The following is a 22780-nucleotide window of genomic DNA, read 5'->3' as shown; positions in this document are numbered from 1 at the left end:
GGCCGACCCCGCGTCGGGACGCACCGGGCCGGCCCCGCGGAGGGGCCGGCCCGGTGGAGCAACTCAGGCGAGGAGCGCCGCGACCTTCCCGGACACGGCGTCCACGATCCCGTCGACCGGGTACTGCTCCGCCTCGCCCGCGCGCGGCCGGACCTCGACCACGCCGTCGGCCAGGGCCTTGCCAACCGTGACCACGAGCGGGGCGCCGAGCAGCTCGGCATCCTTGAACTTCACGCCCGGCGACGTCTTGCCGGCCCGGTCGTCGTAGAGCACCTCGACGCCACGGGCGGCGAGCTCCTCGGCGATCTTCTCGGCCGCCTCGAACACCGCGGCGTCCTTGCCCGCGGCGACCACGTGCACGTGCACCGGCGCGACGTGCGCCGGCCAGGCCAGGCCGCGCTCGTCGTGGTTGGCCTCGGCCAGCGCGGCCAGGGCACGCGTGACGCCGACGCCGTACGAGCCCATGGTCACCACGGCCTGCTTGCCGTTCTCGTCGAGCACGACGAGGCCCAGGGCCTCGGCGTACTTGCGGCCGAGCTGGAAGATGTGGCCCATCTCGATGCCGCGCGCGAGATCCAGGGGGCCGGAGCCGTCGGGGGCCGGGTCACCGGCGCGCACCTCGGCGGCCTCGACGGTGCCGTCGGCGGTGAAGTCCCGGCCGGCCACTAGGTCGAAGACATGCTTGCCGGGCGCGTTGGCGCCCGTGATCCAGCGGGTGCCGGGCACCACGCGCGGGTCCAGGAGGTAGCGGATGGCGGGGACCTTCTCGCCGTCCTCGCCCTCGACCTGCTCGCCCTGGGGACCGAGCGCCTGCGGCCCGATGTAGCCCTTGACCAGCTGGGGGAACTTCTTGAAGTCCTCCTCGGTGGCGGCCTCGGGCTCGGCCGGCGTCAGCGCCGCCTCGATGCGCTTGAGGTCGACCTCGCGGTCGCCGGGCAGGCCGACGACGACGAGCTCGCGGGTACCGTCGGGCTGGACCAGCGCGAGCACCACGTTCTTCAGGGTGTCGGCGGCGGTCCAGGCCCGGTCGGGCCGGGGGAACTTCGCGTTCGCGACGTCGACCAGCGTGGCGATCGTCGGGGTGTCGGGCGTGTCCTCGACGTGGGCCGCGGGGGCGTCGTCGTACGGGACCGCGTCGGGGACGGGCGTGACCACGGCCTCGACGTTGGCGGCGTAGCCGCCGGGCGAGCGCACGAAGGTGTCCTCGCCGATGGGCGAGGGCGAGAGGAACTCCTCGGAGCGGGAGCCGCCCATGGCGCCCGACATCGCGGAGACGATCACGTAGTCCAGGCCGAGGCGCGTGAAGATCTTCTCGTACGCCTCGCGGTGCTTCTGGTAGCTGACGTCCAGGCCCTCGTCCTTGACGTCGAACGAGTACGAGTCCTTCATGATGAACTCGCGCCCGCGGATCAGGCCGGCGCGGGGGCGCGCCTCGTCGCGGTACTTGGTCTGGATCTGGAACAGCGTGACCGGCAGGTCCTTGTACGACGAGTACAGGTCCTTGACCAGGAGCGCGAACATCTCCTCGTGCGTGGGCGCGAGCAGGTAGTCGGCGTCCTTGCGGTCCTTGAGCCGGAACAGGCCGGCGCCGTACTCCTCCCAGCGGCCCGTCGCCTCGTAGGGCTCCCGCGGCAGCAGCGCCGGGAAGTGCACCTCCTGGCCGCCGATCGCGACCATCTCCTCGCGGACGATCGCCTCGATCTTGGCCAGCACCCGCAGACCGAGCGGCAGCCACGAGTAGATGCCCGGGGCGGCCCGGCGGATGTACCCGGCCCGCACGAGGAGCTTGTGGCTGGCGACCTCGGCCTCGGCCGGGTCCTCGCGCAGGGTACGGACGAAGAGGGACGACATGCGCAGCACGTCGCCCTGAGTGAGGCGTGCGGAAGACATGGGGCACAGCCTATCCGCGCGAGACGCTGCGGCTCGCCTGGAATTAGCAGTGCTTACCTTGCCGTGTCCCGGGAAGTTGCGGAGGATGAGGCCATGCCGGAGCTGCCCGAGGTCGCCGCGCTCGCCGACTTCCTGCGCGCGCGGACCGCGGGACGCACGGTCAGCGCGGTGGAGGTGGGCTCGATCGCGGCGCTCAAGACGTTCGACCCGCAGCCCGCCGCGCTCGCCGGCGGCCGGGTCGTGGACGTCGCCCGGCACGGCAAGTGGCTGGACCTGGTGGTCTCCCCCGGGCCGTCCGGCGGTGACCCCGGGGCCGACGGCGCCCCGCTGCACCTGGTCTTCCATCTCTCGCGCGGCGGCTGGGTGCGCTGGTCGGACGCCCTGCCCACCAAACCGGTCCGGCCGTCGCTGGGCGGTTCCAGCCGGGGCGCCGTCCTCGCGCTGCGCGTGCGGCTGGACGACGGCTCGGGCTTCGACCTGACCGAGGCGGGCACCCGCAAGCGGCTCGCGGTGCACGTGGTCCGCGACCCGGCCGAGATCGAGATGGTCGCCTCCCTGGGGGTGGAGCCGCTCGACCCCGCGTTCACGACCGAGGTGCTGGCCGGGCTGCTGTCCGCGAAGAACCAGCAGGTCAAGGGCCTGCTGCGGGACCAGCGCGCCATCGCGGGCATCGGCAACGCCTACAGCGACGAGATCCTGCTCGTGGGCCGGTTCAGCCCGTACAAGCTGACGGGCTCGTTCACGCCCGAGGAGACCGCCCGGCTGCACACCGCGATCGGTGACGTGCTCACGGAGGCGATCGCGGCGGCGTCGGGCAAGCCGGCCAAGGAGCTCAAGGACGCGAAGCGCGCGGGGATGCGGGTGCACGGCCGGACCGGTCAGCCCTGCCCGGGATGGGACGGGACGCCGTGCGGCGACGTCGTGCACGAGGTGTCGTTCGCCGACCGGTCGATGCAGTACTGCCCGACGTGCCAGACGGGCGGCAAGCCGCTGGCGGACCGCCGGATGTCCAAGCTGCTGCGCTGACCGGGCCGCCGGGCGTCAGAACAGGACCGTCGCGAACGTGCCGACCTGTTCGAAGCCCACGCGCCGGTAGGCCGCCACGGCACGCTCGTTGTAGGCGTTCACGTAGAGCGACACGATCGGCGCGATGGTGGCGCGGGTCGCGTCGACCACCGCGGCCATGCCGGACTCGGACCAGCCGCGGCCGCGGAACGCCGGCTCGACCCAGACGCCCTGCACCTGGGCGACCCCGCCGGCCACGGCGCCGAGCTCGGCCTTGAAACCGACGGCGGGCCGCCCGTCGCCGTCGGGCACGAGGCGGACGAACGAGCGCCCCTCGGTGATGAGCGAGCGCACCCGCTCCGCGTAGGCGGAGCCGCCCGAGGCGATCGGCGAGTAGCCGACCTCCTCGGTGAACATGCGCACGCAGGCGGGCAGCACGAGGTCCAGCTCGGCCGGCACGGAACGGCGGACCGTGGGCTCGGCCGGCACGGAGGGCGCGCTGCCGATGGCCATCGACGGCTGGTCGGCGCGTACGTCGCGCGCCGGGGGCCAGTGCGGGGACAGCCGCTCCCACAGCCCGAGCGCCGCCCGCTGCTCCCCCACGATCGACGACGACCGCCGCCCGTAGAGACGGGCGACGGTCGTGAAGGCGGCGATCGCCTCGGCGCGGCGGGCGAGGTCGGTGATCGGGACCACGGGCACCAGGTTGGCGCCGGACCAGCAGACCGCCTCCAGCGGGCCGACGGCGGGGAACCCCCAGGCCTGGCCCGCGGCGGCGCCGAACCCGGAGCGGAGCGCGATCTCCAGCCGGGCCGTGGCGAGCACCGAGGCGACGGGATCCAGGGCACAGACGGCGAGCGCCTGCGGCAGGTCGTTCCGGGTCAGCGCCCGGGCGACCACCTCGCCGTCGCCGTCCGCGCGAATGTCCTGTTCGCCCGGTTCGTGCGGCCCGTCAGGGCGCGCCCCGGCCGGAACCGGGGTGCGCCACCGAGACATGCCTTGCTCCGTTCGAGTCTGACCCTTCAGTATCGCCCGAGCCCTGGGATCCGACGCGGCTCAGCCGACCGAGACGACCGGCGAACCGGCCTGTGCCTCATTCTCCGGCGTGGGCATCTCATCCGCGAGACGCATCGCCTCTTCGATGAGGGTCTCGACGATCATCGCCTCGGGGACGGTCTTGATGACCTCGCCCTTGACGAAGATCTGGCCCTTGCCGTTACCGGACGCGACGCCGAGGTCGGCCTCGCGGGCCTCGCCCGGGCCGTTGACGACGCAGCCCATGACGGCGACGCGCAGCGGGACGGTCATGCCCTCGAGGCCGGCGGTGACCTTCTCGGCGAGCGTGTACACGTCCACCTGGGCGCGGCCGCACGACGGGCAGGAGACGATCTCGAGCTTGCGCGGGCGCAGGTTGAGCGCCTGCAGGATCTGGTTGCCGACCTTGACCTCCTCGACCGGCGGGGCCGAGAGGGAGACGCGGATCGTGTCGCCGATGCCCTTGCTGAGCAGGGCGCCGAACGCGGTGGCCGACTTGATGGTGCCCTGGAACGCGGGGCCGGCCTCGGTGACACCGAGGTGCAGGGGCCAGTCGCCGCGCTCGGAGAGCAGCTCATAGGCGCGCACCATGACCACGGGGTCGTTGTGCTTGACCGAGATCTTGAAGTCGTGGAAGTCGTGCTCCTCGAAGAGGCTGGCCTCCCACACGGCGGACTCCACGAGGGCCTCCGGGGTGGCCTTTCCGTACTTCTCGAGGATGCGCTTGTCGAGCGAGCCCGCGTTGACGCCGATGCGGATCGAGATGCCGGCGTCCTTCGCGGCCTGCGCGATCTGCTTGACCTGGTCGTCGAACTTGCGGATGTTGCCCGGGTTCACGCGGACGGCGGCACAGCCGGCGTCGATCGCCTGGAAGACGTACTTGGGCTGGAAGTGGATGTCCGCGATCACGGGGATCTGGGACTTCTTCGCGATGATCGGCAGCGCCTCGGCGTCGTCGGAGGTCGGGACGGCGACGCGCACGATGTCGCAGCCTGCCGTGGTGAGCTCCGCGATCTGCTGGAGGGTCGCGTTGATGTCGGTGGTGGGCGTGGTGGTCATCGACTGCACGCTGATGGGTGCGTCACCGCCCACCTCGACCTTGCCGACCTTGATCTTGCGGGTCTTGCGGCGAGGGGCGAGGACCGGCGGGGGTGCTGCTGGCATGCCGAGGCTGATTGCGGTCACGAACTCAAGTATCCACTCTTCGGAAGGGTCAAAACGTACTTCGTGCCCGGCGTCACGTGATTCGCACGGGATCCACCAGGTCCGCCACGATGAGCACGCCGCCCACCCCGAGCAGGACGAGGAAGACCACGTACGCCACGGGCGTCATGCGGGCGACGTCGGCCGGGCCGGGCAGGACCGCCGCTCCGCGCACCCGGGCGACCGTGCGCTTGCCGCCCTCGTAGAGGGCGTTGACCAGGTGCCCGCCGTCGAGCGGCAGCAACGGGATGAGGTTGAAGACGAACAGCGCGATGTTCAGGCTGGCGAGCAGGCTCAGGTAGATCATCACGCGGTCGAGGATCGCCTCGTCCAGCGCCATGATCTGGCCGCTGATGCGCGCGACGCCCACCATGGACTGCACCGAGTCCTGCGAGCGCTCCTCGGCGGTGAAGGCCTGGGTGGCGGCGTCGGCCACGCGGACCGGGAGGGTGGCCACCATGGTCGCCGTCTGCCACGTCATGTTGCCCACCTCGGGCAGCACGCGGGACAGCGGCTGGGGCTCGCGGACCTGGAGCGGGGAGAAGCCCACGAACCCGCCCGGCTCGGTGAGCGGCTCGCCGTCGGCCCCCAGGACCGCGGCACCCTGCTCGTCGACGACGGGGCGCTCGGTCTCGGCGGGGGTGACCTCGAGCGTGACGCGCTCGCCGTCGCGGAGCACCACGACGTCGGACTCGCGCCCCGCGGAGTCGTTGATGAGGCCGACCAGCTGCTGCCAACCGGTCACCTCGGTGCCGCCGAACGAGACCACCTCGTCGCCGGGCTGGAGCCCGGCCGCGGCGGCCGGCGCGGCGGGCCGGCCCTCGCAGTCGTCGCCGGCGGCGCCGGACGTCGCGGAGGCCGGGACGCACTCGGAGAGCTGCGCGACCGTGGTCGAGACGGCGGGCAGGCCGTAGCCGATCAGGATGATCGCCATGAGGAACGTGGCGATCACGAGGTTCATGAAGGGCCCGCCGAACATGACCACGAGCTTCTTGGGCGTCGAGAGGTTGTAGAAGGCGCGGTGCTCCTCACCGGGCCGCACCTCCGCGACCGACGCGTCGCGCGCGTCCGCCACGAGCTCGTTCCAGAAGCCCTTCTTGCGCGGCGTGCCCTCAGGGGCGGGCGGCATCATGCCGACCAGGCGCACGAAACCGCCGAGCGGGATGGCCTTGACGCCGTACTCCGTCTCGCCCTTGGTGCGCGACCAGAGGGTGGGGCCGAAACCCACCATGTACTGGCTCACGCGGACGCCGAACTTCTTGGCCGGGATCATGTGCCCCAGCTCGTGCAGACCGACGGAGACGAGGACGCCGACCAGCAGGACGAGCACACCAACGATGTGCGGAACGATGCTCACGGGACCGAGACTACGACACCTGGCTGACAGCCCGGCGGGGCGCGCACGGCTCCCCCCGGTACGGCCACCCGACGTTCACCTGGCGCCGAGAACATGGTCATTCCTTGAAACACCGGTTACTGATCATTAACCTGACGACATGTCGGTTTCGTCTGTCCCTGGGTTCCGGGAGCTGCACGCGCACGGCCCGGCCTCTCTCACGGAGAGCCTGACCTCGATCTTCCAGACCGAGGCCTGGTCCGCCGCGGACGGCGACTCCCGCGTGGCCCGGCAGCTGCGCGAGATCGGCGTGGACGTCAACGAGATCTGGGCCGCCTCGCGCTGGAACATGGGCGACGACGGCGACGCGCCGAACCGCCGCCACCCCGTGCCCGGCGACCTGCGCGGCCCGCAGACCGCCGCCGCCCTGAGAGCGGTGACCGGCCGGCCGCGGGCCGCCGCGCTGCTGGGCGTGTACCTGTGGTCGCAGGCCGGCGACGCGCTGCAGTACACGTTCCGGCACGGCCGCATCATCGTGCCGCTGCGGGCCTTCGTCGAGACCTGGGAGACGTGCCGCGACGACGCGCCCGACGACGTCTGCCGGGCCGAGGGCGACGCCGTCGCCGTGCTGCTGCGCACCCTCATCACGCAGATGCACACGGCGGCCGCGCGCAGCGCGGGCGACCTCGACCGCGTGGCGGACGCCGCCGGCCGCGCCGGTGAGCGGTGCGGTGAGCTGCTGACGGCGGCGCGGGCGATCCCCGACCCGACGTCGCCGTTCCGGCGCGCGCTGGTGCCGCAGGCCGTGACCCGCATCCGCTACTTCCGCGCGCTGGCCGAGGCGGCCCGGGCTGCGTCCGAGGCGATGGCGGGCGAGCCGGCGCGGCTCGGCCCCGCGCTCGCCGGCCTGCGCGCCGCCGAGACGGACCGGCACCTGAACTACATCCTGGCCAGCGAGCTGCGCTCCTACCGGATGCACCTGGCGGAGCTGCACCGCAACCTCGACTCGACCTGGCTCACGCTCGACCGGCTGCGGACGGTCTACATCTACCCGTTCGGGCTGCGCGACGTGCGGCCGGCCGCCGCGGTCACGGCGATCCGGCGGCTCGCGCACCGCGACGAGCGCCCCGAGCTGCTCGGCGTCCAGGCCTTCGCCGTGCGCGGCCGCCTCAAGATGGACGACGTCTGGGCGAGCGTGGACCGGGCGGCGCGCCCCTACGGCGGCGCGTCGCTGTCGATGCCGAACGTGCGCCTGGAGCAGCCGGACGGGACGTTCATCGCCGAGCTGTCCTGCGACGTGCGGTTCACCGAGTTCGGCAACCACTACGTACGGTTCCGCTACTCGTCGCGCGACCAGTCGCCGCAGCAGGTCCGCGACGCGCGGTTCCGGCTGTCCAACCTGCACGCCGACATCCGGGTGCGGTGGATCGCGCTGGACGGCTCGCCCGTCGACGTCGACCCGGGTGGCGCCCTGCCGCCGGAACGCCTCTTCGACCTGGCCGACCTGCTCCAGCGCGCGACGGCGGACCTGGTCCGCGAGGGCACCGAGATCGCCCAGGGACGAGCGCACGTGGTCACCACCGTCTACGAGGCCAGCCGGGGCCGCGGCCCGGCGGCACCCCCGGAACGGCGCACGCCGGTCTCCATGGGGGACGAGATGCTGGCCGCGTTCGGCTCGCAGGTGCTGCTGCAGCCCGTGTCGTACGGCACGGCCACCCTGTGCGACTGGACGCTGCCCCAGCGCAACCCCGTGCTGCTGGAGGGGGTGCGGCACCTGGGCGACGTCGTGGCCGTGGCCACCAACTCGACGACCGTGGCGCTGGTCGGCACGGCGCACTTCAAGATCTCCCAGTACGGGTCGCTCGCCGAGTTCGTGGCCAGCCTCAACGGGCTGTTCAGCGCCTGGAACGCCACGCTGGCCGACCACCTGCGCACCGTCGCGGCCATGCTCGTCGACCATGACGTGAACAACGGTGCCGACCTGGCCGACCGCAAGGAGGGCCTCACCCGCGAGCAGCTGCGGCTGCACGAGTTCGCGTCCGAGGTGCGCACCACGCTGACCACCATCACCTCCCCCACGTTCCTCGCGTCCGCGCTCGAGTCGCGCATGCTCAACCAGCTGCTGCACGCCTCGCGGTTCGAGCAGCAGGCGGCGGGGGTCACCGAACGGCTGCGCGAGCTGCTCCAGGAGCCCATCGCGGCGCGCCTCGCCGCGCTCGAACGCCTGCACAACGACCGCGAGCGGGCCGCCGAGGCGCGGCGCGAGCGCTCCCGCCGTCGGCTGATGGACGGGACGCTGTCGGCCATCACGGTGTTCGCCGGTGTCTATGCCCTGATCGGCACGGTCCAGGTGGCGCTGGACGCGTCGCTGATCGGCCCGCTCCAGGCGGTCACGGCCACCGCTCTGGTCACCGTGGGTGCGCTGGTGACGGGCTGGGCGGTCTTCAGCTGGACGAGCCGGCGCTAGCCCCTCCCCCTCCGTATCAGACGTACAGGTCCCCCGGGTGACCTGTACGTCTGACACGTAGCCTGGTCGGGTCGCCGCTCCACGACGGGGGATCACGATGACCGGAAGCTCTGTGTCCGTGCCCGGGGACGTGCCCAGGGATGCACCCGACGGCGCGAACCGCACGCCGCGCGGCACCCCGCGGGGCGACGCCGCCCGGCGCCACCTCTGGGGGCACTTCACGCGGCAGTCCGCCTGGGACGCCGGGGTGCCGACCCTGGTGCGCGGCGAGGGCCACCATGTCTGGGACGCGGCCGGCCGCCGGTACATCGACGGGCTGTCGGGGCTGTTCGTGGTCCAGGCGGGGCACGGCCGCCGGGTGCTCGCCGAGGCGGCGGCGCGGCAGGCGGGCGAGCTCGCCTACTTCCCGCTGTGGTCGTTCGCGCACCCGCCGGCCATCGACCTGGCCGAACGGCTCGCCGACCTGGCCCCGGGCGACCTGAACCGCGTGTTCTTCACGACCGGCGGCTCGGAGGCCGTGGAGACGGCGTTCAAGCTGGCCAAGCAGTACTGGAAGCTGCAGGGCAGACCGGGCAAGCACAAGGTGATCTCCCGGAACATCGCCTACCACGGCACCACGCACGGCGCGCTGTCGGTGACGGGCCTGCCGGGTCTCAAGGCGCCGTTCGAGCCGCTGGTCCCGGGCGCGTTCAAGGTGCCGAACACCGACATCTACCGGGCGTCCGAGGACCTGCGCGACGACCCGAAGGCGTTCGGCCGGTGGGCCGCCGACCAGATCGAGGTGCTCATCGAGACGGAGGGCCCGGACTCGGTGGCCGCCGTCTTCCTGGAGCCGGTGCAGAACGCGGGCGGCTGCTTCCCGCCCCCGCCGGGGTACTTCGAGCGGGTGCGCGAGATCTGCGACCGGCACGACGTGCTGCTGGTCTCCGACGAGGTGATCTGCGCGTTCGGCCGGATCGGCTCGATCTTCGCGTGCGACGACTTCGGCTACGTGCCCGACATGATCACGTGCGCCAAGGGCATGGCGTCGGGCTACTCCCCGATCGGCGCCTGTCTGGTCTCGGACCGGGTGTACGAGCCGTTCGCCCACGGTTCGACGACGTTCGCGCACGGGTACACGTTCGGCGGGCACCCGGTCTCCGCGGCGGTGGCCATGGCGAACCTTGACCTGTTCGACCAGGAGGACCTGACCGGACGGGTCAAGGAGAACGCGCCGGCCTTCCGGTCCACCCTGGAGCGGCTGTACGACCTGCCGATCGTGGGCGACGTGCGCGGCGCCGGGTACTTCTACGCGATCGAGCTCGTCCGGGACAAGGCCACGCGGGAGACGTTCTCGGGCGACGACGCCGAGCGGCTGCTGCGCGGGTTCCTCACCCCGGCGCTGTTCGAGGCCGGCCTGTACTGCCGCGCCGACGACCGCGGGGACCCGGTGGTGCAGCTCGCGCCGCCGCTCACGATCGGGCAGCCGGAGTTCGAGGAGATCGAGCAGATCCTGCGCGGGGTGCTGAGCGAGGCGTGGACGCGGCTCTGACCGGGCGCCGAACGCCGGCGGGTCGGCGGAGCGGCGCAGCAGTGCGCTTCTACCAAGTCATTGGGCCCGGAACGGACGTGTTTTCGGGCGCAATCGCTGGGTAGAAGCGCACATTTGACCGCGGCGCACGGTTCGGCACTGCGGTGGTCACACCGCCGGAGCTCTCACGTCAGACCTTCCGGACGGCGCTCGGTCGCAGGCGCACCGGTCCGGCCCCGCGGGCGACGGCGCCCACGAGGCGGTCGTCGTCGGCTTCGTGGCGCAGCCGGATGTTCCGCAGCCGCGTTCCGGCCGGCACGACGGCGGACGACCCCTTGCCCGAGAGTCTCTTGAGGACAATCACGGTGTCGCCGTCGGCCAGGGGTGTGCCGTCGGCGTCCCGGATCACGGCGGCCCAGTCCTCGATCTCCGGCGTCGGCGCTGCTGTTCGAGCGGTGCCCCCGATGCGGTGGACCTCCCTGTCGCGGCGCGCGGACTCACGGGCCAAGCCGAGCCGGCGCCGGTGCTCAGCCCGGTCGAGCGCAGGCTCCCCCGCCAGGCGGATGACTCGGTTGCTCCGGGGATCGACGTGCGGAACTCGGTCCGGCGTCACGAACACGGTCGTGTATCCGGCACGCAGCTCCGCCGCCTGGGGGCCGTGCTCCATGTAGGCCATGCCGGCGCGCGAGAGCAACCCCAGTGCCAGAGCCACGGCGAAGGGACCGAACGGCACAGGTGCAGAATCCGGATCCTGGCCCCCGATCGCGGCCTGGAACAAGAACACGGCGGCAGTGATGACAAGAAGGACCAGCCCACCGAGGCCTGAGAGCACCGCGACACGTACCACCGCAAGGGCCGACGGCCCAGGGATTCTCCGCGCCCGGATCTCGGGGTTCCAGGTCTTCGTCATCACGACCCCACATCCATCACCGCAAACCGGACAGATGCGCTGAACTCTAACGGCCCGCCCACGAGGTGCGCGTCTACCCAGCCATTACGCCCGGAACTGGCCCGTTTCCGGGCGCAATGACTGGGTAGAAGCGCACTATCGGGCGCAGCCTCGGGCGCAGCCTCGGGCGCAGCCCGGCCGGGTCAGGCCGCCGCGCGCTGTTCCGCCGGGCGGCGGCGCAGGGTCGCCTGCTGGATGGCCGGCGGGTCGTAGGCCATGTCGAGGCGGCTGACGTCGGTGCCGGGCGGGACGATCGCGTCGATCCGGTCGAGGATCTCGTCGCTCAGGCTGACCTCGGCGCCGGCGAGCGCGCTGTCGAGGTGTTCCATGGTGCGCGGCCCGATGATCGCGGAGGTGACACCCGGGTGCGCGATCGCGAACGCCATCGCGAGGTGGTTCAGCGGCAGCCCGGCCTCCTCGGCGACGGGGATGAGCTGCTCGACGACGTCGAGGCGCCGCTCGTCCTGCAGGTGCGCGAACCCGTACTGCGCCCGGTGGGCGTCGCTGGCGCGGCCCTTGCGGTACCTGCCGGTGAGCATGCCCCCGGCCAGCGGGCTCCAGACCAGCGTGCCCATGCCGTACTGCTGGGCCACGGGCAGCACGTCGCGCTCGATGCCGCGGTTCAGGATCGAGTACGGCGGCTGCTCGGTGCGAAACCGCTCCAGGCCGCGCCGCTCGGCGACCCACTGGGCCTGGACGATGTCGGCGGCGGGCATGGTGGACGAGCCGATGGTGCGCACCTTGCCCGAGTTGATCAGGTAGGTCAGCGCCGCCAGCGTGTCCTCGACGTCGGTGTCCGGGTCGGGCCGGTGGATCTGGTACAGGTCGATGTGGTCCGTGCCGAGACGGCGCAGCGAGTTCTCGACCTCGGCGATGATCCAGCGCCGGGAGTTGCCCCGGTGGTTGGGGTCGTCGCTCATGGGCAGATGCACCTTGGTGGCCAGGACGACGTCGTCGCGCCGCCCCTTGAGCGCCTTGCCCACGATCTCCTCGGACTCGCCCCGCGAGTACGCGTCGGCCGTGTCGATGAAGTTGATGCCCGCGTCGAGGGCCTTGTGGATGATCTTGACCGACTCGTCGTGGTCGGGGTTGCCGATCGCACCGAACATCATCGCGCCGAGCGCGTAGGGGCTGACCTTGATGCCGGTCCGGCCGAGGCTGCGGTACTGCATGGGGCCCTCCTGGGGTCGAGAGGTCTGGTGAGCGCACCGGCGATGCCGTAGCCTGGAACTAAGCGGAACGCTCTTCCAGAACTATATGGAAAGACGTTCCGGTTAGCAACGGATCGGGAGAGAAGTGACCCAGCACACAGAGCAGCGGCCGCTGCGCCGCGACGCGCAGCGCAACATCGACGCGCTGCTCGACGCCGCCAAGCAGGTCTTCGGCACGTCCGGCGTGGACGCGCCCGCGAAGGAGATCGCCGACCTCGCGGGCGTCGGCGTCGGCACGCTCTACCGGCACTTCCCCAAGCGGTCCGACCTGGTCAAGGCCGTGTTCCAGGCCGAGGTCGACGCCACCGCCGACGCCGCCCCCGCCCTCGCCGCCGAGCACGATCCGGTCGTCGCGCTGGAGAAGTGGCTCCACCGCTACACCGAGTTCCTCGCGACCAAGCGCGGGCTCGCCTCAGCGCTGCACTCCGGCGACCCAACGTTCGACGCGCTGCCCGCCTACTTCATCGGCCGGCTCGGCCCCGCCGTCGGCTCCCTGCTCGACGCCGCCGCCGCGGCCGGCGCCATCCGCGCCGTCGCCAGCCCGAAGGACCTGCTCTACGCCGTCTCCAAGCTGTCCCTGCCGATGAGCGACGAGGAACCCGACCACGGCCGGCGCATGCTCGACCTGCTCGTCGACGGGCTGCGGTACGGATCGGGCGGGCGCCCGTGACGGCAGCCGGCTTCAGCAGCAGCGAGGACGCCCGGGACTACGGCCGCGGCCTGCTGGTCGGCCGCGCCGTCCGGCTGCGCCCCCTGGCCGAGGACGACCTGCCGCACCTGGACCGGTGGTGGCGGGAGACCGAGTGGCAGCCGCTGCAGCAGCCCACCGTCCGGCCCCGGCCGGTCGGGACCGCCGCAGACCTGTTCCGTGCGTGGAGCGCCAACACCGACCCCGGCGCCGTCGGCCTGAGCGTCGAGACCCTCGAGGACCCGCACCTCGTCGGGCACGTGACCGTCTACGGGGCAAGCCTGCCGCAGCGCACCGGCACCCTCGGCATCATCCTCGGGCCCGAGCACACCGGGCACGGCTACGGGCCGGACGCCGTCCGTGTCCTGCTCCGCCACGCCTTCCAGGAGATGAACCTGCACCGCGTCGAGCTGAGCGTCTGGGCCTTCAACACCGACGCGCGGCGCGCCTACGAGCGGTGCGGCTTCGTCGTGGAGGGCCGACGGCGGGAGGCCGTGTTCCACGCCGGCCGGTACCACGACGACGTCGTCATGGGCATCCTCGCGAGCGAGTGGAGCGCGACCGGGCCGAGCTAGCACCCCACCCACCGAGACGGTTCCGTGCGGACGCCGTGCGCGACTAGGGTGGGCCCACTTGGCGCGGGGCGCCGGGCACCTGCCCGGCTGAGATGCACCCGTGGAACCTGATCTAGGTAGTGCTAGCGAAGGGAACGCCTCATGGGCTCCGTCCTGCCCGACGCCGTCGCGTCGGTCGTCACCGCGGTGCGCGACACCGCCCCCCTGGTGCACTGCGTGACCAACGTCGTGGTCACCAACTTCACCGCGAACGTGCTGCTCGCCGCCGGCGCGGCACCGGCCATGGTCGCCGACCCCGAGGAGGCGCCGGTCATGGCCGGCGTCGCCGGCGGGCTGCTGATCAACCTCGGCACCGTCGAGGGCGGCCAGGCCGACGGCATGCGCGCCGCCGTCGACGGCGCCACCGCCGCCGGCGTGCCCTGGGTGCTCGACCCCGTGGCCATCGGCGCGCTGCCGCTGCGCACCCGGCTCGCCGCCGAGCTGTTCGCCCGCGGCCCCGCCGTCGTCCGCGGCAACGCGTCCGAGATCCAGGCGCTCGCGGGCGGGGCCGGCGGCCGCGGTGTCGACTCCCTGGACACGCCCGACGGCGTGCGGGACGTCGCGCTCGGCCTGGCGCGGTCCTCCGGCGCCGTGATCGCCGTGAGCGGCGCGTCCGACCTGATCACCGACGGTGAGCGGGTCGTGCGCGTCCAGGCGGGCAGGGCGCTCATGACACGCGTGACCGGGGTCGGGTGCTCGCTCGGCGCGCTGGTCGCGGCGTGCGCCGCCGTCACCGAGGACCGGCTGCTCGCCGCGGCGGCCGCGACGGCCTGGCTCTGCGTCGCCGCGGACCGCACGACGTCGGCCACGCCCGGCAGCTTCGCCGTCGAGCTGGTGGACCGCGTGTTCGACGTGGACGCCGAGGCGGTCGGGTTCGGCGCGGGGCTGGTGAACGAGTCCTTCCCGGCCGCGGGCGCGGCCGCGCGGGTCGGCGCGTGAGCGCCCGGATCCGCCTCGACCCGTCCGTCTACCTCGTCACCGACACCCAGCAGTGCGGCGGCCCCGCCGGGGTCGTCGCCACGGTGGGTGCGGCGGTCGACGGCGGCGTCACCGCCGTCCAGCTCCGCGACCCGGGGGCGAGCACGCGCGAGCTCGTGGACCTCGGCCACGCCCTGGTCGCGCTGCTCCGGCCCCTCGGGGTGCCGCTGATCGTCGACGACCGGGTCGACGTCGCGCTCGCGGTCGACGCCGACGGCGCCCACGTGGGCCAGCACGACCTGGACCCCCTCTCCGCGCGCAGGCTCCTGGGCCCGGACCGGCACCTCGGGCTGAGCGTGAGCACGCCGGAGGAGGCGCGGGCGGTCGCGGACCTGCCGGCCGGCACGGTGGACCTGCTGGGCGTCGGGCCCGTGCGGCCCACCCTGACCAAGGCCGACGCCCGTACGGCGATCGGCTTCGCCCGGCTCGGCGTCGTCACGGCCGCCTCGCCGCTCCCCTGCGTGGCGATCGGCGGGCTGCGGGCCGCCGACGTCGCCGCGCTGCACGGGGCGGGGGCGGCCGGGAGCGCCGTGGTGTCCGCCGTCTGCGGCCGGCCAGACCCGGCCGCCGCGGCACGGGAGATCGCCCGGGCGTGGGCCGCGGTTCGCGGCGGCCCGGACCCGGGCGGCGAACCGACGACCGGACGCGTGCCGACCGGCCGGCCCGGCGTGACGGCGGGACCCGCCGCATGACCGCGCCGCACGCCGCGCCGTCCGCGGCAGCACGCACCCGCCTCGCAGCCGACGTCGGACCGCGCACCCGGCCGCCTGGGCACCCCGTCGTGGCGCTGACGATCGCCGGGTCGGACCCGTCCGGCGGCGCCGGGATCCAGGCCGACCTGAAGACCTTCGCGGCGCTCGGCGGCTACGGCTGCGCGGTGCTCACGGGGCTGACGGCGCAGTCGACGACCGGGGTGACGCGGGTGCACCCGGTACCCGCCGACATGGTGCGCGCGCAGCTCGACACGCTGTTCGCCGACGTCGCCGTGGACACGATCAAGATCGGCATGACGACGGACGCCGCCGTCGCGCGGGCGGTCGCCGCCGTCCTGCGCGACCTGCGGGCCGCCGGGCGGGCGCCGTTCGTGGTGCTCGACCCGGTGATGGTCGCGACGTCGGGCGACCGGCTGCTCGCGCCCGACGCCGAGGCGGTGCTCCGGGACGAGCTGCTCCCCCTGGCCGACCTCGTCACGCCCAACCTGCCCGAGGCCGCCGTTCTGCTCGGCGTCGAACCGGCCCGCGACGGCCGTGCGACGGCGGACCAGGCTCGGGCGCTGAGTGCGCTCGGGGCGGGGTACGCGCTGGTCAAGGGCGGGCACCTCGACTCGGCGGAGTCGGTCGACCACCTCGCGGGGCCCGGCGGGAACGACGTCGTCGCCCTGGCCGCGCCCCGCGTGCCGACCCGGAACACCCACGGCACGGGCTGCACGCTGAGCTCGGCCTGCGCCGTCCTGCGGCCGGTGCACGACGGCTGGGAGCCCGCGGTCCGGGCCGCAAAGGAGTACCTGACCGGGGCGCTCCGCGCCGCGGACGACCTCGTCGTCGGCGGCACCGGGACGGCGTCGGGCCCGTGGCAGGGCCACGGCCCGGTCGACCACGCCCACGCGACCCGCCGAACCTGACCGATCGGCCCCAGCGGGACCGCCCCGGCATCAGACCGACTTCAGGATCTCCGCCGCCCGGGCGCGGGCCCAGGCGTCGGCCTCCAGGACGCCGTCGACCGATCCCGCGTCGCCCGCCCCCGTGGTCGCGTGCGCCCCGACGACGGCGGCCACGGTGTCCACGATGTCCAGGAACCCGATCGTCCCGTCGTGGAACGCGTCCACGCACACCTCGTTCGCGGCGTTGTAGACCGCGGGATGGGTGCCGCCGGCCTCGCCGACCTGGCGCGCCAGCCGCACGGCGGGGAACGCGTCGTCGTCCAGGGGCAGGAACTCCCAGCTCGCGGCGCGCGTCCAGTCGATGCCGACGTCGACGTCGGGCAGCCGGTCCGGCCAGGACAGGCCGAGCGCGATCGGCACGAGCATCCGCGGCGGCCCGGCCTGCGCGATCGTGGAGCCGTCCACGAACTCGACCATGGAGTGGATCATCTGCTGCGGGTGCACCACGACGTCGATGGCGCTGAACGGCAGGTCGAACAGGAGGTGCGCCTCGATCACCTCGAGCCCCTTGTTGACCAGCGTCGCGGAGTTGGTGGTGACCACGCGGCCCATCGCGAAGTTGGGGTGGCGCAGCGCCTGGGCGGGCGTCACGTCGCGCAGCTCGGCGCGCGGGCGGCCGCGGAACGGCCCGCCGCTCGCGGTCACCACGAGCTTGCGCACCTCGGACGACGCCCCCGAGCGCAGCGACTGCGCGATCGCCGAGTGCTCCGAGTCCACGGGCACGATCTGGCCCTCGCGCCGCACCGCGGCCTTCACCAGGGCGCCGCCCACCACGAGCGACTCCTTGTTCGCCAGCGCGAGGGTCGAGTCCGCGGCCAGGGCGGCCAGGGTGGGGCGCAGCCCGACCGAGCCGGTGATGCCGTTGAGCACCACGTCGCTGCCCCGGCCGGCTACCTCGGTGGCGGCCTCGGGTCCGGTGAGCACCTCGACGTCGCCGGCGCCTGCCTCACGCAGGAGCGTGGTCAGCGCGGGGCCCGCGGCCGGGTCGGCGACCGCGACGGCGCGGACGCCGAGCGTGGCCGCCTGGCTCGCGAGCAGCGGCAGGTCCGAGCCGCCCGCGGACAGGGCGTCCACGCGGAACCGCTCGGGGTTGCGCCCGATGACGTCGATGGCCTGCGTGCCGATGGAACCGGTGGAGCCGAGAAGGGTGACGCTTCGCATGGTGCCCATCCTGTCAGCCCTCGCCCGGCTGCTCCGCACGGCCGCGGCCGAACATCCGCCAGCCGCGGACCACGCCGCGCGGGTCGGGCACGGGGGCGTCCGCGGCCTCCCACCCGGCGTCGTCGTCGAGCGGCACGACGTGCAGGCCGAAGTCGGCCAGGATGACCGGGATGGCGCGGATCGCCGCGCGGTCCTTCTCGCGGTCGGCCTCCGAGAGGTCGGCCCAGGGCCGCAGGTCCGGGTGCAGCCGGCGGGCGTCGTCGCGCTCGGGGCCGTAGGTCCAGCCCGCGGCGACCTTCTCGGCCATCCAGCGGTCGTGCTCGTCGACGGCGCGCGCGTCCACGACGGGTTCCGGGATCCGGCCGTGCTCCGCGTTCCCGGCGGGCACCACGGTGCAGCCCATCTGGCGCAGGCGGTCCGGGATCGCACGGACCTGGGCGCGGTTCGCGGCCCGCAGGTCCTCCGACAGCTCGGACCACGAGACCATCGCGGGCGTGCTCTGCCAGGCCACGCCCCGGGCCCGCTGGTTGCGCAGGTAGGTCAGGTGCGCGGAGACGGCCATGAGGTCGTAGACGTCGTCGTGCACCAGGGCGCCCGGCGCGGTCGCGCGGCGCAGCAGCGTGCCGGGCTCCACGACGTCGAGGCGGCCGGCGAGGTCGTCGAGGATGGCGCCGTCGTGCGCGCCGAAGAGCCCGCCCATCCCCGCCAGCCGGTTCAGGCGCAGCACGACGGCGCCCTCGCTCGCGCGCCAGAGGTCGCTGTCGCGCAGCGCCTCCCGGAGCGCGTCGCCGTCGTCGTCGTGGCACACGTAGACGCGCTGGGGCGCACCGACCGACCGGACCTGCGCGAACGTGTCCACGGGGACCAGCCGGCACGCGGCGCGCACGGAGGGCCAGCGGGCGCGGAGCGCCGCCGCGGCCTCCCACGCGCCGGGCCCGACCAGGGTCACGGTGAGCGGCTCGCCGCCGGACGCGATCTCGACGCTCCGCAGGCGCGCGAACGCCACGACCAGCGCCCGGCCGAACGTCCCGTGCCCGACGACGGAGATGTGCGGCGCTGTGCCGCGGGCGACGATCCGGTCGCGCCGCACCAGGGACCGGGCCACGAGCTCGCCCAGCGTGAAGAAGTCGACGCCCGGCTGGGGGTGGCTCAGGTGCCGCGCCTGCAGGGCGAGGGCGAGCTCCGGGTCGCTGACGTGCGCGTTCAGGCGCAGGCCCGGCAGGTCGGCGGCCCGGTCCGCACGATTGGCCACGGCGACCGTGAGCACGTTGACCCCGGGTTCGTCGTCCTCGGCCTCGCAGGCGTACAGGACGGCGGCGCCCGCCACGCCGGCGTTGCGCAGCGAGGCGGCGTCGCCGGTCGCGGTGCGCACGACGACGGCGCCGCGGGCCGCGAGCGCCGCCGCGATGAGGTCGGCCGCAGGCGCGCGGCCCACGACGATCGCGTGCCCGCGCATGCGGCGGGTGCGCATGAGCACGAACTGGTCGGCGAACAGCGAGCGCACGGCCTCGAAGACGGCGTAGCCGGTGGCGACCGGGGCGAGGAACCGGGCCGCCTGGAGCTGCCAGGGCAGATCACCGCCCTGGTTCGTGGCCTCGGCGCCGAGCACGAAGAGCTGCACGGAGTAGTAGACGAGGTCCCAGGCGCTGGTGCCCCACTCGAAGTCGGGCGAGGTGCGGTAGAGCCAGAAGCCCCACAGCCCGAGGCCGAAGGCGACGCCGAACAGGGCGCCGAAGCCGGCGCGGACCCAGGATCGGCGGACGCGCAGCCGCCGGGGACCGTCGGGCGGGACGACCAGCTCCGGTGCCATCTTGGTGCCTTCCTCGTCGGGCGAGCCAACCGTGCTTAACCGTGCATTTCACCACGAAGGTGACTAGCGTCATGACCTGCGGCGACACTACACACCAGGGGATATGTTTCTCCCGGTCCGCAAACATTCGCCGAGGAAAGGCTGCGGGAGCAGGATGACCGACCGGATTGTCCGCTCCCTGCTACCGACCAGCCGCGCCGGGCGGGTGGCCCGGAACAGCCGCGCGCACGCCGCGCCGCCCTCCGGCGGGTACGACGCCTTTCTGTCCTACAGCAGGGACTCGGACGGCGACTTCGCGCCGGCGTTCCACGCGGAGCTCCTCGACTTCGACAAGCGCGACGACGTGCCGGACCTGAACGTCTTCCTGGACCGCACGGGACTGGCGAACAACCCGAGCCTCTGGGACGCGATCGTGCGCAAGCTCGAACGGTCCGACTACCTGATCCTGTTCGCCTCGGAGGGCGCCGCGAGCTCGAAGTACGTGGCCAAGGAGGTCGCGTGGTGGCTCGACCACCGCGGTCCCGAGACCCTGCTGGTGGCGCTGACAAGCGGCAAGATCGTCTGGGACCAGACGGCGAACGAGATCGACGCGATCAGCACCACGGCGCTGCCCGCGCCGCTGGTGGAGCGGATCGACCACGAGCCCAAGTGGACCGACCTGACGATGCTGCGCCAACGCCGGTTCTGGCGGCACCACCCCGACCGGCCGGGCGTGCTCGCCGAGCTGGTGGCCCCGCTGCGTGGCTCGGACGTCAGCACCGAGGAGATCCTCAGCGCGCACATCGCCCGGCAGAGCTCGGCGGGCCTGCGCAACCGGCTGGTGAACATGGCGCTGGCGGTCATGCTCGTCCTGTCGATCGGCGCGTTCGCGTACGCGCAGCGGGAGGCGGACCGCGCGAACGAGGCGGTGAACGCCAACGAGGCGCACCTGCTGGGCGCGACGTCGCACGTGGTGCACCAGGACGACCCGGCCACCGCGCAGCTGCTGGCGGTCGAGGCGGTGCGCCGGCTGCGGGACGGGCAGACCCGGACCGCGCTGTTCAACGCGGTGACGGCCAACGAGCCCGCGGACCCGTACCTGCTGCGCACCGTGGACGTCCCGGAGGAGACCGGGCTGGCCGACGTCGCGCCGACCGCCGCCGGCGTCGTCGGCCGCACCGAGACCGGGGACCTGGTGCGCTGGAACCCCGACGACGGCGCGCCCACCGTGCTGCGCGGCGACCGCACGCCCTTCGGCTCGGTCACGGGGTCGGGGCGCGCGGGCCCGGTCGTGTCGGGCAGCGCCGACGGCTCCGTGGTCGCCGCGGTGGACGACCTCGGCGTGACCCTGGGCCGGTTCGGGCCGCTGCCCGCCGACAGCACCAGCCGGCAGACGCACCTCGACCTGCCGGGCACGACGGCGGTCGCCGTCACGCCCGACGGCGACACCCTGGTCATCGCCTGGCACGACGCCACCAGCGACCGCAACCGGATCGGCACCATCAACCTGGCCGGCCGGGACCTCGCCGTCCTGGAGTCCGACGACGGCGCCGCGCGCCCCGCCGAGCAGCGCCTCGCGTTCCGCACCAAGGCCGAGACCGACCTGAGCGTCACGTCGCTCGCCGTCGGCTCCAGCCGCACCCTCGCCGTGGCGGACGCCGCCGCCGGGACCCTGGAGATCCGCAGCCTCGACACGCTGGAGCCGACCGGCGGCGGCCCCGTGGACCTGCCCGAGGGCGGCGTCCCGTCCCCCTCCCTGCGCGACTGGGCGACGCTGGCCTCCGACGGCGACACCACGACCGTGACCCTGCACAACTGGGCCGACGGCACCGCGCGCACGGCGGACTGCCCCGTGCCGCGCGCCTGGTCGGACCCCGAGGTCGTCGCGGTCGACGACGCCACGACCCGCGCCCTGGTCGCCACCGACAGCGGGCTGGTCGCGTGCGAGATCGGCGCCGGGACCGACGTGCACCGCACCTGGCACCTGTCCGGTATCCGGGGGCCGGGGTCGCCCGTCCTGGTCGGGGTCGACCGGGTCGCGGCGGCGTCGGACGGCCGCATCGCGCTGTGGAGCACCGCCGGGACCGACGGGGACGTGCCCCTGCCGAGCGCGGCGGGCGCGGCGGCGACCGGCCAGGAGTCCGGGCGGGAGCCTGGGCAGGACGAGGACCCGGGCGAGGACCCGGGCGCGGGCGGGCCGGCCCAGGCGGGCCCCACGGCCGTGCTGGCCACCTACCGCGCCGAACCAACGCAGCCGGCCAGCACGGCGGCGTCCTGGTCGGACGGCACCGTGCTGATCCACGGGCTCGGCACGGTGCGGCTCCCGGCCGACAGCCCCGACGCCGGCCGGCCCCTGCTGCCGGTCTGGCTCGACCAGGACCGGCTCCTGCTGGTCACCCCCGACGGCGAGGCCTACCGGACCCAGGGCGGCACGACCGCCGGCTACGAGGCCGGGTTCCGCGACCTCGTGGCACCCGGCCTGGACGGCGGCGCCCCGGCCTGCGCCACGATCGTGAGCGCGCAGCGCACCCGCGACGACCTGGTGCTGGTGGACACCTGCTCCGGGCTGCACGTGCTCGACGTCGGGCTGCAGGAGCGGGCGCTGTACGTGCCCGGTCCGCTCGGTACGACACCGCGGCTCGGCTCGGCCTGGGCGGAGCCCGGCCGGGTGGCCGTCGCCGACGACGGCAGCCAGGTCGCCGTCGCGCCCCGGGACTTCTCGCTGCGGGTCGCCGACCTGACCGCGGCCGCCACGGGCGAGAGAGACGTCTGGACCGTGCGCGGCAGCAGCGTGGACCAGGTGCACCTGATCGGCGCACGCGCCAGCGCGGACATGATGCTGCCCGAGCGGCTCGTCACGCTCGGGCTCGACGCGAAGGTGCGGCTGCGCGCCGTGGCCGGGCCGGGCGACCCGGAGGCCCTCGACCTGACCGGCACCTACGGCGACGTGCTGGCGGTGCTGCCCGGGCCCGACCTCGTGGCCCGCAACCAGGGCGCGGCGCTGGCGTTCTTCGACATCGCGACCGGCCAGAAGGTCGGCGCGCTCGCGACCCGGCTCTACGCGCCCGGCGGCGAGGTCGCGCCCGGCGACGTGTACGCCGGCGACGGCCAGCTGCTCGTGGTCCAGGACCACGGCGTCACCACGGGCTGGACCTTCTCGGACGACCAGATGATCGCCCGGGCCTGCGCCATGGCGGGACGGGAGCCGACCGCTGCGGACATGCCGGACGGCGTCTCCCTGGCGACCACCCCCACCTGCCCCGAGAACCGCTGAGTGCCGGACG

17 protein-coding genes and 1 riboswitch are annotated in these 22780 nt (G+C 73.9%); of the genes, 9 read left to right on the top strand and 8 right to left on the bottom strand.

Annotated elements, in window-relative coordinates:
- Positions 1 to 63: 63 nt before the first annotated feature.
- The gene (locus ACFU5G_RS11080; RefSeq protein WP_377243717.1) at positions 64 to 1890 is read right to left on the bottom strand and encodes a proline--tRNA ligase; all 1827 of its coding nucleotides are present in this window, start codon (positions 1888 to 1890) and stop codon (positions 64 to 66) included.
- 93 nt (positions 1891 to 1983) lie between these two features.
- Between ACFU5G_RS11080 and ACFU5G_RS11075 the strand changes: the two genes are divergently transcribed.
- Positions 1984 to 2916 carry an Fpg/Nei family DNA glycosylase gene (locus ACFU5G_RS11075; RefSeq protein ID WP_377243714.1) on the top strand — a complete coding sequence of 311 codons (933 nt, stop codon included), beginning with the start codon at positions 1984 to 1986 and terminating at the stop codon, positions 2914 to 2916.
- A 15-nt stretch (positions 2917 to 2931) separates the two neighbouring features.
- Here the strand turns inward: ACFU5G_RS11075 and ACFU5G_RS11070 are convergent, their stop codons facing one another.
- The 3 genes from ACFU5G_RS11070 to ACFU5G_RS11060 form a co-directional block, all read right to left on the bottom strand.
- Positions 2932 to 3891 carry a GNAT family N-acetyltransferase gene (locus ACFU5G_RS11070; RefSeq protein WP_377243711.1) on the bottom strand — a complete coding sequence of 320 codons (960 nt, stop codon included), beginning with the start codon at positions 3889 to 3891 and terminating at the stop codon, positions 2932 to 2934.
- Between the two features lie 60 nt (positions 3892 to 3951).
- Positions 3952 to 5094 carry a flavodoxin-dependent (E)-4-hydroxy-3-methylbut-2-enyl-diphosphate synthase gene (gene ispG / locus ACFU5G_RS11065; RefSeq protein ID WP_182618458.1) on the bottom strand — a complete coding sequence of 381 codons (1143 nt, stop codon included), beginning with the start codon at positions 5092 to 5094 and terminating at the stop codon, positions 3952 to 3954.
- A gap of 73 nt (positions 5095 to 5167) precedes the next feature.
- Positions 5168 to 6490, bottom strand: a complete 1323-nt coding sequence (locus tag ACFU5G_RS11060; RefSeq protein ID WP_377243708.1) for a M50 family metallopeptidase — start codon at positions 6488 to 6490, stop codon at positions 5168 to 5170.
- 139 nt (positions 6491 to 6629) lie between these two features.
- On the opposite strand from ACFU5G_RS11060, the gene ACFU5G_RS11055 reads away from it, so the two are divergent.
- Together ACFU5G_RS11055 and ACFU5G_RS11050 are read left to right on the top strand one after the other, a co-directional pair.
- Positions 6630 to 8936, top strand: coding sequence for a hypothetical protein (locus ACFU5G_RS11055; RefSeq protein WP_377243705.1), 2307 nt, complete (start codon positions 6630 to 6632; stop codon positions 8934 to 8936).
- 97 nt (positions 8937 to 9033) lie between these two features.
- On the top strand, positions 9034 to 10467 hold the full coding sequence (locus ACFU5G_RS11050; RefSeq protein ID WP_377243702.1) for an aspartate aminotransferase family protein: 1434 nt from the start codon (positions 9034 to 9036) through the stop codon (positions 10465 to 10467).
- 169 nt (positions 10468 to 10636) lie between these two features.
- Here ACFU5G_RS11050 and ACFU5G_RS11045 read toward each other — a convergent pair whose 3' ends face one another.
- Together ACFU5G_RS11045 and ACFU5G_RS11040 are read right to left on the bottom strand one after the other, a co-directional pair.
- Positions 10637 to 11356, bottom strand: coding sequence for an alkylphosphonate utilization protein (locus ACFU5G_RS11045; protein WP_377243699.1), 720 nt, complete (start codon positions 11354 to 11356; stop codon positions 10637 to 10639).
- Positions 11357 to 11538: 182 nt separating this feature from the next.
- On the bottom strand, positions 11539 to 12567 hold the full coding sequence (locus ACFU5G_RS11040) for an aldo/keto reductase (RefSeq protein ID WP_377243696.1): 1029 nt from the start codon (positions 12565 to 12567) through the stop codon (positions 11539 to 11541).
- A 124-nt stretch (positions 12568 to 12691) separates the two neighbouring features.
- Between ACFU5G_RS11040 and ACFU5G_RS11035 the strand changes: the two genes are divergently transcribed.
- From ACFU5G_RS11035 to thiD, 5 genes are all read left to right on the top strand, one after another.
- Positions 12692 to 13276 carry a TetR/AcrR family transcriptional regulator gene (locus ACFU5G_RS11035; RefSeq protein WP_377243694.1) on the top strand — a complete coding sequence of 195 codons (585 nt, stop codon included), beginning with the start codon at positions 12692 to 12694 and terminating at the stop codon, positions 13274 to 13276.
- Positions 13273 to 13869, top strand: a complete 597-nt coding sequence (locus ACFU5G_RS11030) for a GNAT family N-acetyltransferase (protein WP_377243691.1) — start codon at positions 13273 to 13275, stop codon at positions 13867 to 13869. Before ACFU5G_RS11035 ends, ACFU5G_RS11030 begins: the two co-directional genes overlap by 4 nt.
- A 54-nt stretch (positions 13870 to 13923) precedes the next feature.
- Positions 13924 to 14021, top strand: a riboswitch (TPP riboswitch).
- A complete protein-coding gene (gene thiM / locus ACFU5G_RS11025) occupies positions 14011 to 14847 on the top strand; it encodes a hydroxyethylthiazole kinase (protein ID WP_377243688.1) in 837 nt (278 codons plus the stop codon). (Overlaps the previous riboswitch by 11 nt.)
- A complete protein-coding gene (thiE, locus tag ACFU5G_RS11020; RefSeq protein WP_377243685.1) occupies positions 14844 to 15578 on the top strand; it encodes a thiamine phosphate synthase in 735 nt (244 codons plus the stop codon). The genes thiM and thiE overlap by 4 nt, the downstream gene beginning before the upstream one ends.
- 89 nt (positions 15579 to 15667) lie before the next feature.
- Positions 15668 to 16507, top strand: a complete 840-nt coding sequence (thiD, locus tag ACFU5G_RS11015; protein ID WP_377243764.1) for a bifunctional hydroxymethylpyrimidine kinase/phosphomethylpyrimidine kinase — start codon at positions 15668 to 15670, stop codon at positions 16505 to 16507.
- Between the two features lie 30 nt (positions 16508 to 16537).
- Here thiD and dxr read toward each other — a convergent pair whose 3' ends face one another.
- Positions 16538 to 17707, bottom strand: coding sequence for a 1-deoxy-D-xylulose-5-phosphate reductoisomerase (dxr, locus tag ACFU5G_RS11010; RefSeq protein WP_377243682.1), 1170 nt, complete (start codon positions 17705 to 17707; stop codon positions 16538 to 16540).
- A 13-nt stretch (positions 17708 to 17720) separates the two neighbouring features.
- Positions 17721 to 19517 (bottom strand): RyR domain-containing protein, encoded by a 1797-nt coding sequence (locus tag ACFU5G_RS11005; RefSeq protein WP_377243679.1) that lies wholly within the window; start codon positions 19515 to 19517, stop codon positions 17721 to 17723.
- A 154-nt stretch (positions 19518 to 19671) separates the two neighbouring features.
- Here ACFU5G_RS11005 and ACFU5G_RS11000 point away from each other — a divergent pair, with 154 nt between their 5' ends.
- The gene (locus tag ACFU5G_RS11000; protein ID WP_377243676.1) at positions 19672 to 22770 is read left to right on the top strand and encodes a hypothetical protein; all 3099 of its coding nucleotides are present in this window, start codon (positions 19672 to 19674) and stop codon (positions 22768 to 22770) included.
- Positions 22771 to 22780 lie beyond the last annotated feature (10 nt).

It is taken from the genome of Promicromonospora sp. NPDC057488, assembly GCF_042802395.1.
Classification (GTDB): Bacteria; Actinomycetota; Actinomycetes; order Actinomycetales; family Cellulomonadaceae; genus Promicromonospora.
Note: the sequence above shows the minus strand (reverse complement) of the source record. Positions and strands in the feature narration are given on the sequence as shown.